Source organism: Rhodanobacter sp. OR92 (genome assembly GCF_000427545.1).
GTDB classification, from domain to species: domain Bacteria; phylum Pseudomonadota; class Gammaproteobacteria; order Xanthomonadales; family Rhodanobacteraceae; genus Rhodanobacter; species Rhodanobacter denitrificans.
Map to the genome: position 1 here is coordinate 436,578 of NZ_KE386556.1, position 13,505 is coordinate 450,082.

9 protein-coding genes are annotated in these 13,505 nt (G+C 69.3%); 3 read left to right on the plus strand and 6 right to left on the minus strand.

Features of this window, described 5'->3' with window-relative positions; genetic code table 11:
* Positions 1 to 83 precede the first annotated feature (83 nt).
* Positions 84 to 3,038 (plus strand): TonB-dependent receptor plug domain-containing protein, encoded by a 2,955-nt coding sequence (locus tag RHOOR92_RS0113620; RefSeq protein ID WP_027490501.1) that lies wholly within the window; start codon positions 84 to 86, stop codon positions 3,036 to 3,038.
* 86 nt (positions 3,039 to 3,124) lie between these two features.
* Complete coding sequence (locus tag RHOOR92_RS0113625; RefSeq protein WP_027490502.1) at positions 3,125 to 4,954, plus strand: tetratricopeptide repeat-containing sulfotransferase family protein; 1,830 nt, start codon at positions 3,125 to 3,127, stop codon at positions 4,952 to 4,954.
* 3 nt (positions 4,955 to 4,957) lie between these two features.
* On the opposite strand, the gene RHOOR92_RS0113630 is transcribed toward RHOOR92_RS0113625, so the two are convergent.
* A complete protein-coding gene (locus RHOOR92_RS0113630; RefSeq protein WP_231378392.1) occupies positions 4,958 to 6,493 on the minus strand; it encodes a sulfotransferase in 1,536 nt (511 codons plus the stop codon).
* 31 nt (positions 6,494 to 6,524) lie between these two features.
* Positions 6,525 to 8,102, minus strand: coding sequence for a tetratricopeptide repeat-containing sulfotransferase family protein (locus tag RHOOR92_RS0113635; RefSeq protein ID WP_027490504.1), 1,578 nt, complete (start codon positions 8,100 to 8,102; stop codon positions 6,525 to 6,527).
* A 118-nt stretch (positions 8,103 to 8,220) separates the two neighbouring features.
* Here RHOOR92_RS0113635 and RHOOR92_RS0113640 point away from each other — a divergent pair, with 118 nt between their 5' ends.
* Entirely contained in the window at positions 8,221 to 9,546 is a 1,326-nt protein-coding gene (locus RHOOR92_RS0113640) for an aspartyl/asparaginyl beta-hydroxylase domain-containing protein (protein WP_027490505.1), read from the plus strand.
* 74 nt (positions 9,547 to 9,620) lie between these two features.
* Here RHOOR92_RS0113640 and grxD read toward each other — a convergent pair whose 3' ends face one another.
* From grxD to RHOOR92_RS0113660, 4 genes are all read right to left on the minus strand, one after another.
* Entirely contained in the window at positions 9,621 to 10,544 is a 924-nt protein-coding gene (gene grxD, locus RHOOR92_RS0113645; protein WP_027490506.1) for a Grx4 family monothiol glutaredoxin, read from the minus strand.
* An 82-nt stretch (positions 10,545 to 10,626) separates the two neighbouring features.
* Positions 10,627 to 11,484 (minus strand): UDP-2,3-diacylglucosamine diphosphatase, encoded by an 858-nt coding sequence (locus RHOOR92_RS0113650; RefSeq protein WP_027490507.1) that lies wholly within the window; start codon positions 11,482 to 11,484, stop codon positions 10,627 to 10,629.
* 87 nt (positions 11,485 to 11,571) lie between these two features.
* On the minus strand, positions 11,572 to 12,171 hold the full coding sequence (locus RHOOR92_RS0113655; protein ID WP_027490508.1) for an SGNH/GDSL hydrolase family protein: 600 nt from the start codon (positions 12,169 to 12,171) through the stop codon (positions 11,572 to 11,574).
* Positions 12,172 to 12,175: 4 nt separating this feature from the next.
* Positions 12,176 to 13,423, minus strand: coding sequence for an aminotransferase class I/II-fold pyridoxal phosphate-dependent enzyme (locus RHOOR92_RS0113660; RefSeq protein WP_027490509.1), 1,248 nt, complete (start codon positions 13,421 to 13,423; stop codon positions 12,176 to 12,178).
* Between the last annotated feature and the right edge of the window lie 82 nt (positions 13,424 to 13,505).

The following is a 13,505-nucleotide window of genomic DNA, read 5'->3' on the forward strand; positions in this document are numbered from 1 at the left end:
TGACAACAGGCTGGATTGTGCTTCTGGGCAGAATTCAAGTCGGGTTCTGACCCATGACAATAATTAACTGGAGGGTGTCTTAAATGAAACTTGGGGTCACAAAACTTTCTTCGGCAGTCCGCCTCGCGCTTTCGCTGGGTGCTGTCATCGCGGTCGGTGCCTCGGGCACGGTCTTCGCCCAGGACACGGGCAGTCAGGACACGACCACCAAACCCAGCCAGGAGAAGGCGCAGACACTGCAGACGGTGGTGGTCACCGGCTCGCACATCCGCCGCGTGGACCTGGAAACGTCCAACCCGGTCGTGACCATCGATGCCGCGCAGATCAAGGCCACCGGCAAACTGACGCTGGGCGACATCGTGCAGCAGCTGCCGGCGGTGACCGGCGGCAACATCAACCCACAGGTCAACAACAGCGGCGGCACCGGCGGCTCCTCGATCGGCCTGCGTGGCCTCGGCGCCCAGCGCACCCTGATCCTGATCGACGGCAAGCGCATCATCAACGGCGATCCGAACTCGATCCCGGCCGACATGATCGAGCGCATCGAAGTGCTGACCGATGGCGCCTCCTCGGTGTACGGCTCCGACGCCATCGGCGGCGTGGTCAACTTCATCCTGAAGAAGGACTACCAGGGTGCCCAGTTCACGGTGAACTACGGTCAGTCCGGCCATGCGGACGGTCGCTCGAAGGGTTACACCTTCACGTTCGGCCAGACGTCCGACAAGGGCAGCATCATGGGCGGCGTCGACTACAACAAGACCGAAGCCGTGCTGGCCAAGAACCGCGACTTCTCCAAGAACGCGGTGTCGATCTACGGCAGCAGCCAGACCCCGATCTACAGCTACGTCGGCGGTTCCAGCTTCCCGGCCTACGGCCGCGTCCAGTTGCCGAGCCAGTATCGGGGCACCGGCCCGGGGCAGTACAACTGCAAGAACGTGGCACTGAACCCGGGTGCCAGCGGCCAGAACATCGCCACCGACTACCACTGCTTCACCAACGCCGACAAGTACAACTACGCGACGGTCAACCTGATCCAGACCCCGCAGGAGCGCACCAGTCTGTGGCTGAAGGGTACCTACAACCTCGGTGACCACGTCCAGACCTACATGGACGCGTACCACAACAAGACCAGCTCCGGCTTCCAGCTGGCCCCGGCGCTGCTGGGCTCGATCTACGGTGCGGTGATCTCCAAGGATGCGTACTACAACCCGTTCGGCCAGGAGTATTCGGGGGCCGGTCTGGACTACCGCGCGCGCCTGGTCTCCGCCGGCAACCGCTCGGCCAACTTCGGCACCACCACCGACCAGATCCACACCGGTTTCAAGGGTGACTTCAACCTGCTGAACCACGACTGGAACTGGGACGTGGGCATGAGCTATGGCCACTTCTCGCAGCAGACCATCACCCGCGGCCTGTCCAACCAGCAGAAGATCAACGCGGACCTGGGTCCGTCGTTCCTGGATCCGGCAACCGGCAAGGTAACCTGCGGCACGCCGACGGCTCCGATCACCTCCGGCTGCACGCCGTTCAACCCGTTCAACCTGTTCGACCCGAACTCGGTGGCGGCCCTGCAGGCCGCCGCGGTGCCGGCGATCAGCAACAACTTCGCGATCGAGCGCGTCTACTCGGCCGACGTCAACGGCGGCCTGTTCGACCTGCCGGCCGGCACCGTGCAGCTGGCCGCGGGCGCTTCCTACCGCAAGGAATACACCCGTTCGGAAATCGATCCGCTGCTGCTGATCGACCCGGCCACCGGCAACTGCACCCTGGGCAGCCAGTGCAGCTCGCCGCTGCGTGGCGGCTACAACGTGAAGGAGGCCTACGCCGAGGTATTCGTACCGATCCTGTCGGACCTGCCCTTTGCGCAGATGCTGAACGTCACCATCGGTGACCGCTACTCGAAGTACAGCACCTTCGGCAGCACCAACAACACCAAGTTCGCGGTGGAATACCGCCCGATCACCGACCTGCTGCTGCGCGGCACGATGTCCGAGGTGTTCCGCGCGCCGACCATCGGCAACGTCTTCGGCGCGCCGATCAGCGACGCACCGAAGCTCAGCAGCGACCCCTGCGACGGCATCACCGCCGCCAATCCGGCCTGCGTGGGCGTGCCGACCAACGGCAGCTTCGTCAACCAGGACGTGGCGCTCGGCCAGCAGATCAAGGGCATTTCCTCCGGCTCGCAGTACGCCGGCTTCCCGCTCGGGCCGGAGAAGGGCAAGTCGTTCGACCTCGGCTTCGTCTACTCGCCGAGCTACGTGCCTGGGCTGTCGCTCAGTGCCGACGCGTGGCACCTGTACCTGAACGACACGATCTCCTCGATCGGCGCGCAGACCGTGCTCGACCTCTGCTACAACGGCGCCACCCAGTACTGCCCGCTGATCACCCGCTTCCCGGCCAGCAGTGCCAACCCCGGCCAGATCGCGCAGATCGTCGAGCCGACCGGCAACCTGGGCCGCACGGACGTGGCGGGTGTCGACTTCTCCGGTCGCTACAGCCTGCCGGAGTTCTCGTTCGGCAAGTTCGTGGTGGGCCTGGATGCGACCTACATGTCGCGTTACGACCAGCAGACCGCGCCGGGCACCAATGCCAACACGGTGTTCCATGACGCCGGCCACTTCATGCCGTTCGGCTCCAGCCAGGCGTCGACCTGCCCCAGCGGTGGCGGCGTGTGCCTGTTCCCGCGCTGGCGCGGCAACGGCTTCGTGAACTGGAACCTGGGCGACTGGAGTGCTTCCTGGCGCATGCGCTACATCGGCGCGTTCCGCAACGGCTCGAAGAGCCCGTCGCAGGACACGAACCCGGTGCAGGGCCTGCCGGGCGTGGTGCTCAAGTACGGTGCGACGATCTACAACGACGTGTCGCTCGGCTACAACTTCGAGCCGCTCAACACCCGTATCGACGTCGGCGTGAACAACCTGTTCGACAAGCAGCCGCCGTTCCTGTACGCCAACAACACGCTCAACGCCAACACCGATCCGAGCGACTTCGACCTGCAGGGCCGCTACTACTGGGCTCGCGTGACGGTGTCGTTCTGATTGACTGGACAGCACTGAGTAGCTGAAGCTGACGAGCCGCGCGGGCAACCCGCGCGGCTCTTTTTTTTTGGAAAGTTGCCTCTCACGTGATCAACGACATTCTCAGCGCCCTGCAAGGCGGCCGGCCGGCCGATGTGGAGCGCCTTTCCAGGGCCGCCCTGAGCGAGCGTCCGGACGACCCCGACCTCGCCCTGTTCCTCGCGATCGGCCTGCAGCAGCAGGGCCGGCTGGCCGAGGCACTGGAGGTTTATGCGGCGCTGGCGCAAAACCATCCCGACGACTCGCTGCACTGGGGCAATTACGCGACCGCGCTGCGTGAGGCGGGGCGCGTGCAGGAGGCCGAGCAGGCTTACCTGCGCTCGATCGCGCTGGCGCCGGACAACGGGGAGCAGCTGATCAACCTGGGCCTGTTGCAGCTCGAGCGGAAGGATTACCAGGCAGCCCGCGACACCTTGCTGCGCGCCCACGCGCTGGACCCGGCAGCGCCGGCCGTACGCATTCATGCCGCGCGCGCCTGTTCGGCCTGCCGCGACTCGCGCGCGGAGGAGCTGCTGCGTCCCTGGCGCGACTGGACCGCGCTGGACGATCCGCTGCAACTGGAACTCGCCGACCTGCAACTGGTACTCGGCGAGGCGAACATCGCCCGCGTGCTGCTGGAGGAACTGCTGGCGCGCACGCCCGGCCATCTGCCGGCGCGTCTGTTGCTGGCCGCGGTTTACGAACGCGTCAACGACCTCGACGGCAGCGCGGCCCTGCTCGACCAGCTGGAGCGGGATCATCCGGCGCTGGATGCCGAGGCGCAGCTGGAGATCGTCCACCAGCGCGCGAAACTTGCGTTGCGACGCGGACAGACCGAACAGGCGCGGCGGCTGCTCCAGCAGGCCGGACCGCGCACGCCCGACGACTACGCGCATTTCTTCTCCTTGGCCGAGGCCTGCGACAAGCTGCGCGATTACCCGGGCGCGATCGCGGCGCTGCACGAGGCGCACGCGCGCCAGATCGAGGAGCTGAAGCACAACGCGCCGCGTCGCTTCGATCCGGGCGCGCCGGTGCTTCCGGCCGCGGTGGAACGTATCGGCGCCGAGGAGTTCCGCCGCTGGCCGGTGCTGCAGGGACCCGACAGCGCGAACTCGCCCGTGTTCATCGTGGGCTTCCCGCGCTCGGGTACGACCCTGCTGGAATTGATGCTCGATGCCCACCCGGCGCTGCAGTCGATGGACGAGCGGCCGTTCTTCACGATTCTTTCCGACCAGCTGGCCGACCACGGCATCGTGGTGCCGCAGGATCTGTACAAGCTCGACCAGCATGCGTGCGATGAATTGCGCAAGGGCTACGTGAGCCTGGTCTGCTCCAAGGTCCGGCGGCGCTGGAGCGCGCAGCTGGTCGACAAGAATCCGCTGAACATGCTGTGGCTGCCGCTGATCTATCGCCTGTTTCCCGAGGCGAAATTCATCCTCGCCTTGCGCCATCCGTGCGACGTGCTGGTCAGCAATTACATGCAGAACTTCCGTGCCGCCGTGCTGGCGGTGGCGTGCGCTTCGATGGAGAAACTGGCCACTGCCTACGTGACCGCGATGGAATGCTGGCTGCACGACGTGGCACTGTTCCAGCCGAACGTGTTCGTTTCCCGCTATGAGGACCTGGTGGCCGACCCGGCTGCGCAGACGCGGCGCATCGCCGATTTCCTCGGCCTGGAGGATGCCGCGCCGCTGCTGCATTTCGATCGCCACGCGCGCGACAAGGGCTTCATCGCCACGCCGAGCTATGCGCAGGTTACCCAGCCGGTGAACCGCAAGGGGCTCGATCGCTGGAAACGCTACCGCGAGGCGCTGGCCCCGGCGTTGCCGATCCTCGATCCGATGCTGCGGCACTGGGGCTATTCGGTCGCGGACGCCGACGAAGCCGGCGCCGGCTGATCCTCAGTCGCCTGCCATCCGTGCAAGCTCCGGCAGCAGCGTGGCGTAGGCGCGCCAGCGCTGCACCGAGCGGGTGTGCACGGGTTGCCGGGCTTGCCACAGGCTGGCCGTGCTGATCGCGCGTTCCCGGTCGGGTGCCGCGGGCGCGATGGCAGCGGGCAGTCCAAGCCAGTCGGCCAATGCGCCGATGCAGCCATCCGGATCGCCGACCAGTTCCTCGTAGCGCACTTCGCGCACGGCGGCCGGGTAGCGCCGCTGCCAGTGCGCCATCAGCCGCCGCGAGCCATGGATGACCGCCGCGATGTCGGCGAAATCGCTGGCGAAGTCCTGCGTGCCGGGATGGAACGACTGCATCCACAGCGAGAGCGCGGTGTCCCGGGCGTTGCGGCGGCAGTGGATGATCCGCGCCTGCGGAAACAGCGCGAGGATCAGGTCCACGTGCATGTCGTTGTGCGGCTGCTTGTCGATGTACCAGCGGGCGGGGGCATCGTCCTGCACCAGCTGGGCGGCGTAGGCCGCGGCGGCCAGCGGCATCTGCGCGGCGCGCTCGCGCTCCGCAGCGATGGCGTCCAGGCGCGCCGCCAGGGTCGGCAGCCAGGGCAGCTCCCCGCGATGCCGTACCGCCGGGTGGCAGGCGAGCCGTTCGGCCAGCAGCGTGCTGCCGGATCGTGGCATGCCCACGATGAAGACAGGCGTCCAGGCGCGATCTTCGCCGGACTGGACGGGTGGCGTTGGCCGCGCCAGCCGCATTTCCACGCTGCGCCGCCATGACTTGCGATTCCATGGGTGATGCTGGCGCACGATGCGGTTGGCCTCGGCCCAGGCGGCAACGGCACGGGCATGCTCGTCGAGGTCGTCGCAGGCCTTGCCCAACGCGAACAGCAGGCCGCTGCGCGCGTGCGGGCTCAGGTCGCCGCGGGCCAGGCCGCGTTCGAACAGCGCGAGGTCCGGGTGTTGCCGATCGCGGTACCGCTGCAGCCCGGCCAGGCCGAGCGGGACGTGCCATTCCAGCGCCAGCGGGCTGCCGGCCAGCGCCGCCTGCTGGTGCCGGCGGGCTTCGTCGAAACGTCCCAGTTGCGAGGCCAGCGCGCCGGCGTGTGCGCGCAGGCGGGGATCGTCGAGGCCGTGGGCGAACGCGTCCGTGCACAGCCGCAGCGCTTCCGCCTGGCGGCCGCAGTCGTCGAGCAGTTCCACCGCGGTGATCCGCTGCTCCATGCCGGTCGCGCCGGCCGTGCAGGCACCGGTCAGGACCTCGCCGGCGGCGACCATCCGGCCCTGCTCGCGCAGCAGGCGCGTCAGCATGAAAGCGGCGGGCAAGTGGCCCGGCGTGCGCTGCAGGATGCCCCGCAGACGCAGCTCGGCGCCGGGTCGATCGCCACGCTGCATCGCCAGGCCGGCGAACGCCAGCGCCAGCTCGTCGGATGCGGGATGCGCAGCGATGGCCGCTTCCAGCGTACCCGCCGCGGCGGCCACATCGCCGCGCAGGACCTGCGCCTGCGCGGCTTGCAGCGCCAGCTGTTCATCCGGAGGTGCAGGCATGGTCGGCGTCATCTTGCGTCCGCGCGTGCGCTCAGTCTTGCCAGGGCGGCAGCTCGAGCGCCGTGCGCAACGGATCGAGCAGGGCGCCGTAGCGCGTGCTGTGTGCGGTGTCGCTGCGCAGTGGCTGGCGTACCTGGCCGGCGCTGGGCGAGCGCACCTCGCGCGCGTTCTCGTGGAAACGCAGGCAGGCGGGGTCGAACGGCAGGTTGCAGAAGGCCAGCAGGGCGCGGATGCGGGCTTCCGGCTCGGCCAGCAGCGCTTCATGGTCGTGCACCATCATCGCCTGGGGATGGCGCTGGACGAGCCGCTGCAGGCTGCGGTCGCAGTCGCGCCAGAAGCTGGCCAGGTCGCTGAAATCGCGGCTGTACTCGTTGTTGTCCAGGCGCTGGCGGTAGCAGGAAAAACACGTCTCCAGCGCGTCGCGACGGCAGCCGATGATGCGCGCCCCCGGCAGCATGGCGCGGATGGCGTCGGCGTAGATCCAGTTGCTCGGCAGCTTGTCGGTGAAGCGCGGACGCTGCTTGCGCCAGTGGGCCGTGCGTTCGAGGTAGCGGTGGCCAAGTCGCGACCAGTCGGCAGGCTGCATCTGCGGCACCCAGCGCGGGAACGGCTGCCCGCGCCGGCGCGACTCCTCGGCCAGTACCTGCGGCAGGTCCGGCAGCTCGCCGGTGCCTTCCACCTGCGGATGCGAGGCGAGGATCTGCTCGGTGAGCGTGGAGCCGGATCGCGGCAGGCCGACGATGAAGATCACCTCGTGGCCCAGGCCGGGCTCGTCCGCGCCGGCCGGCGGCGGATCGAAGGCCGCCGCCAGGGCGTCGATCGCGGCCGAGTAGCCGGCGGCGTTCCACTGCTGGCGCCGCCGCGCGATGGCGTTCGCCGCGGCGATCGCCTGCAGCGATTCGGCGTATCGACCCTGGTCGTCCAGCGCGCGCGCCAGCGCGAAGCCGATCGCGATACGATCGTCCTCGGAGGCGCGCGGTTCCCGCAGTGCAGCTCGCATGGCGGCAATGTCGGCCTGGTCCATGCGCATGGTCTTGAGGTCGGCCAGCCCCCACCATGCCATGCCGGCCCACGGCCGTTCGGCCAGCACGCGGCGGTATTCGATGGCGGCCTCGGATGGTTGCCCGCGCATGCGCAGCAGGTCCGCCCGCAAGGCGCGCGCGTCGGTGGCGCCCGGATCGAGATCCACGGCGCGGCGCAAGGCGGCCTCGGCTTCATCGTTGCGTACGCTGCGGGTCAGCATGACGCCGAGGTTGTACCAGGCCAGTGCCATGTCCGGCTGCAGGCGGCAGGCGGTCTGCAGGGCATCGATGGCGCCGTCGTATTCGCCGGCCTGGCCGAGCAGGGTGGCCAGCGTGTTCAGATAGGTCGCGTCGTCCGGGTGCTGGGCGAGCGCCGCCCGCATCAGGGCGATGGCTTCCTGATGGTGCCCGCGCATGCCCAGGATGCCAGCATGCAGGCGCTGCACCTCGGGGTGGTCGGGCTGGCTGGCGAGCAAGGGGCCGATGTGTGCGATCGCGGCATCGAGACGACCTTCGTCGAGCGCTCGCGCGACGGCGGACACGGCCCGCGTCAGGTCAGGGGTGAGGCCGTGCAATCGTGCCGACATCCGGGCTCCGTGAGGCATGGTGGGTGCGGCGGCGCCGCGAACGGCTATTATGCCTGTTCGACCACGGTCCGCTTGGTGCGGGCGGCAGTGGCATGGCACAACCCGCGGAGCACCATCGATGAGCGTTTCCCCTACGCCCGACCCCGTGTCGTCATTGCGGGAGACCGTTCGCGCGCAGTTGCAGGGCGGACAGATGGCGGCGGCGGAATCCTCTTATCGGCAATTGCTCGAGCACGAGCCCGATGACGTCGACGCGCTGGTCTTCCTGGCCGACCGCGAGCTGGCCCGGCGCAACGCGCCGCAGGCGATACTGCTGCTGAGCCGGGCCGAGCGGGCGCATCCCGATCATCCCGGCGTGGCTCACCAACTGGGCAGCGTGCATCTTGCCAGCGGCGACTTCGAGGCCGCCGCCAGCCACCTTCAGCGGGCGCTGGCGGCGGCGCCGAGCATGTTCCTGGCGCGGTTGCGACTGGGCATCGCGCTGGAGCAGCTGGGGCGGGCGGAGCAGGCGCTGACCGCCTACTTCATGGCCGTGCGCAGTGCGCAGGAGCAGGGCCGCTGGCTCAGCGACGCCACCACCGCGCCGGGCCTGCGCGAGCTGGTGAAGTATGCGATGAACTATGCCAACGCCGGGCGCCAGCGGCTGTTCGACGCGGCACTGGAGCCGCTGCGCGAACGCTACGGTCGCTCCGAGCTGCGCCGGGTGGATCGCGCGCTGGCGATCCATCTCGGGCTGGAGCCGATGCCGTCGACCGATCCGCGCCAGCGTCCGTTGTTCCTCTATTTTCCCGACATACCCAGCCAGCCGTTCTACCCGCGCGAGCGCTTTCCCTGGCATGAGACGCTGGAGGCGGCTGCCGCGGCGGTGCGCGAAGAGCTGCTGGCCGTGCTGGCCGGCGAGCAGGTGCTGGAATCCTTCCTCGGCGTGGACGACCCCACGCAGGCGCAGTCGATGCTGCGCGGGTCGGATGGCCACGCCGCCGCATGGGATGCCTACTTCTTCCATCGCCACGGCGACCGCTACGAGGACCATTGCGCCGCCTGCCCGCGCACCAGCGCCGTGCTGGATGCGGTGCCGCTGGTGCGCATCCGCGACCATGCGCCGGAAGCGCTGTTTTCGGTGCTGCGCCCGGGCACGCATATCCTGCCGCACCGCGGCGTGACCAACACCCGCCTGGTCACCCACCTGCCGCTGATCGTGCCGTCCGACTGTGCGCTGCGTGTGGGCGGGCAGATCCATTCCTGGCGCGAGGGGAGCTGCGTCACGTTCGACGACACCTTCGAGCACGAGGCCTGGAACCGCAGCCAGTTCACCCGCGTGGTGCTGATCCTGGACAGCTGGAACCCCGACCTGAGCGAGGCGGAGCAGGCCGCGGTCACCGACCTGGTCGAAGCCATCGGCGACTTCAACGCGTCGTGCGCGGTGACCGCCGACCCTGCCTGATCGGCGCCGCATCCGCTCCACGAAAACGGCGCCCCAAGGCGCCGTTTTCCTGTGTCAGCCGGGTGCGATGGCGCTCAGTAGCGCGGCACGCCCGGGTCGATCTCGCCGGCCCACGCGTCCATGCCGCCTTCCACGTTGTGCAGGTTGCTGAAACCGTGCGCGGCGAAGCGTTCGGCCATGTCGCGGCTGGATATGCCGTGATGGCAGATGAAGGCCAGCGCGGTGTCCTTCGGCAGGCCAGCCAAGCTCTCGTAGCCTTCCTCTTCCAGCACCCGGGCCTGCGCCAGCGGGGCGGCCATGGCGCGGCCGGCGGCGGGGCGCACGTCGATCAGGGTGATGTCGTTGGCGGCCAGCCGCTGCTGGAGCTGCTGCACGCTGAGCGGCTTGATCTCGACGGCGCCGGGAAACTTCAGGCTGAGGCCTTCGCCCTGCACGGTGGAGACCCAGTCGATCACGATGCCCTTGGCGCGCTGGGCGCTGGCCGGATCGAAGTGGATCTGCAGCCCATTCGCCGTGGCCACGATGTCGTGCTCGCCGGCCGCTGCCAGCTGGAAGCCGGCGCTGTGGTCGGGGCCGATCTCCAGATGCAGCGCCATGCCCTGCGCGTTCGCGGTGCCCTGGCGGATCGCTTCGGCGGCGGCATCGGTGATGGTGATGTCCGGCGGGGTGCGGTCCGGCGCAGCCAGACCGAACAGCTGGTGCAGCTCGCCGCTGCCGTACATCTGGCGGATGATGTCGGCGCCGCCGACCAGCTCGCCTTCCACGTACAGCTGCGGGATGGTTGGCCACTCGCCGTAGGCCTTGATGCCCTCGCGGATCTCCGGGTCGTCCAGCACGTTGACCGTGTGGTATTCGGGCAGCAGCTCGTTCAGCGTGTTGGTGGCCGCGGCGGAGAAACCGCACATCGGCTGGCTGCGGTTGCCCTTCATGAACAGCACCACGCGGTGGTCCTTGAGCAGGGTTTCGATACGTTCGCGGGTGGCGCTGTCGAGGGACATGGGAATAACTCCGGCAGGGAAGGCGACTATGATACGCCGCCCCCGACAGGCGGGGTTCCCGCCGGCCTTCAAGGCGGTCCGTTCAAGCGGCCCGGTGCAGTTCACCCAGGTCGTGCCGGCGGGCGGCCAGCGGCGCCAGCGCCAGCACGGCGGCGGGTGAGGGCCAGACCAGTTCGCGGCTGGCCCGGCCCAGCGCGGTGGCCTGCTCGCTCCAGTGGATCAGTTCCATCGCGCCGGTATGGTCCTCGACCAGCGCGGTGCAGTGCTCGACCCAGTCGCCGTCGTTGAGATAGAGCACGCCGCCCAGCTCGCGCACGTGGCCGAAGTGGATGTGCCCGCAGATGTGGCCGTCGAAACCGCGCTCGCGCGCATCGGCGGCGACGCGCTGCTCGTAGGCGCGGATATACGCCAGCGCCCTGCCCACGTGCGATTTGACGATGATCGACAGCGGCAGGTACGGCAGCTGCAGCCGCCGCCGCAGCGCATGCAGCAGGCGATTGCTCCAGCAGATCAGCCGGTGCATCGCCTCGCCGAGCTGCAGCATCCAGCGGCGGCCGATCCGCTCGGGGTCGAACTCGTCGCCGTGGCTGACCCGGTAGCGGCGGCCGTCGGCACCGACGTGCACGGCGTCCAGCTCGATCCGCACGCCTGCGAAGTGCTGTCCGTGCAGGCCGCGCATGGGCGCGTCGTGGTTGCCGGGGATGTAGACCACCTCGACCCCGCGACGCGCCAGCACCAATACCTCGGCGATCACCGCGCTGTGCTCGGCATGCCACCAGTGGCGCCGGGACAGCGCCTCCAGGTCGATGATGTCGCCGACCAGGTAGAGCTTCTCGCAACGCAGCCGGCGCAGGAAGTCGAGCAGGTAGGCGGCCTTGCAGTCCGGCGTGCCCAGGTGCACATCGGAGATGAAGGCGCTGCGGCAATGGAAGCTGTTCATGGCACGGTCCCCGGTGGTGGCCCGGGGCGCCAGTGTGCGATCGCCACGTCACCGTGCGATGGCTAAAAGGTTGCAGCGCCGTTGCGACTAGGAACGAAGTGCCGCGCGCGCCGCCGGCTCGATCGCCGCCGCCCACAGCGCGTACTGCGCGGCGGAAGGGTGCAGGCCGTCGTCGGCGAGCAGTTCGGGGTGCCGGCGCGAGATGGCGGTGACGTCGACGAAACGGACGCCGGCGCGCCGGCACGCGTCGCCGGCGATCGCGTTGTAGGCGTCCAGTTCCTCGGCGATGCGCGCGCGGTCGCGGCCCTGCTCGGCGGCGAAGCGGGTGACGCCCCAGTCGGGGATCGACGCCACCACCACGCGTGCGGCGCGCCCGCCGGCCAGCGCGATCGCGCGCGCCAGCAGGCCGGCGAACTCGCCGCGGTAATCCTCGGCCGGGCGCCCGCGGTACTGGTTGTTCACGCCGATCTGCAGCGTCACCAACTCGTAGCGCGGTGCCAGCGTGGCGGCGTCCATGCCCTGCACCAGCTCGTCGGTGCTCCAGCCGGTGACGGCGACGAGCTGCGGCACGTCGAGCGGCACGCCGGCCTGGCGCAGGCGCTGCGCCAGCACGGCCGGCCAGCGCTCGTGCGCGGCCACCGCCTCGCCGATGGTGTAGGAGTCGCCGAGGGCGAGCCAGGTCGGCATGCGATCAGGCCATCGCGACGGCGGGGCTGGGCGACTGCTCGTGCGCCATCCGCGAGAGCACCCGCTCGATGCGCACGAACACCTCGCGCAACTGCGCCGGCGGCGGCAGCAGGGTCAGCCGGACGTGGCGGCTGCCCGGCACGTTGAAGCTGCTGCCGGGCACCACCAGCACCGATTCCTCCTCCAGCAGGCGCAGCGCGAAGGCCTCGTCGTCGAAGCTGGCGAGGCGGTCGGCGCGCACCTGCGGGAACGCGTACAGCGCACCGTCCGGGGCCACCAGTTCCAGGTAGTCGCTGGCGGCGACGCCTTCCAGCACGATCCGGCGAGCCTCGTGCAGGCGCCCGCCGGGCGTGGTCAGCGCGCCGATCGTCGGCGCGTCCTGCAGCGCCGGCAGCACCGCCCATTGCGCGGTGACGTTCGCGCACAGGCGCAGCGCGGCCAGCAACTGCAGCGCATCGCGATAGGACGCGCTGCCCGCGGAGTCGCCGGACAGGCTCATCCAGCCGACCCGGTAGCCGCAGGCGCGATGCACCTTGGACAGGCCGCCGAAGCTGAGGCAGGGCACCTCGCCGGCCACCGCAGCCAGCGGCTGGAATACGGCGTCGTCGTACAGGATCTCGTCGTAGATCTCGTCGGACAGCAGCAGCAGGCGGTGCCGCGCCGCGATCGTCACCAGCCGTTGCAGCAGCGCGCGCGGATAGACCGCGCCGGTCGGGTTGTTCGGATTGATCAGCACCAGCGCGCGGGTGCGCGGGGTGATCAGCGCCTCGATCTCGTCCGGATCGGGCAGGTGGCCGTCGCGGGCGAGACAGCGGTAGTAGCGTGGCTGGCCGCCGTTGAGGATGGTGGCGGCGCTCCACAGCGGGTAATCGGGGCTGGGTAGCAACACCTCGTCGCCGTCCTGCAGCAGCGCGCGCAGGGAGAGGTCGATCAGTTCGCTGACGCCGTTGCCGATGAAGATGCGTTCGGGCTCGACGCCCTGGGCGCCGCGTGCACGCTGCTGCGCGGCGATCGCCTCGCGGGCCGGCTCCAGGCCTTGTTCGTGGCCGTAGGCCTCGCTGTCGTGCAGGTGGCCGGCGATGGCCTCGCGCAGATGCGCGGGCGTGGCGAAGCCATAGCGGCCGGGGTTGCCGATGTTGAGCTTGATGATGTCGAGGCCGGCAGCCTCCAGCTCGCGTGCGCGCCGGGTCAGCGCGCCACGGATTTCGTAGCGCACGTCCGCCAGGTGCGCGCTGGGTGTGATCGGGGCCAACGCTGGTGTCCTTTGCATGAGGATGGGAGGTCGGTGTCGACAGGCAGCTTGATGCTAGCAGCGTGGTGCAGTGCAGCGCGAG

Coding starts and splice junctions, on each gene's coding strand:
- RHOOR92_RS0113620 (WP_027490501.1), top strand. CDS start 84: ATGAAACTTGGGGTCACAAAACTTTCTTCGGCAGTCCGCCTCGCGCTT.
- RHOOR92_RS0113630 (WP_231378392.1), bottom strand. CDS start 6,493: ATGCCTGCACCTCCGGATGAACAGCTGGCGCTGCAAGCCGCGCAGGCG.
- RHOOR92_RS0113635 (WP_027490504.1), bottom strand. CDS start 8,102: ATGTCGGCACGATTGCACGGCCTCACCCCTGACCTGACGCGGGCCGTG.
- RHOOR92_RS0113640 (WP_027490505.1), top strand. CDS start 8,221: ATGAGCGTTTCCCCTACGCCCGACCCCGTGTCGTCATTGCGGGAGACC.
- grxD (WP_027490506.1), bottom strand. CDS start 10,544: ATGTCCCTCGACAGCGCCACCCGCGAACGTATCGAAACCCTGCTCAAG.
- RHOOR92_RS0113650 (WP_027490507.1), bottom strand. CDS start 11,484: ATGAACAGCTTCCATTGCCGCAGCGCCTTCATCTCCGATGTGCACCTG.
- RHOOR92_RS0113655 (WP_027490508.1), bottom strand. CDS start 12,171: ATGCCGACCTGGCTCGCCCTCGGCGACTCCTACACCATCGGCGAGGCG.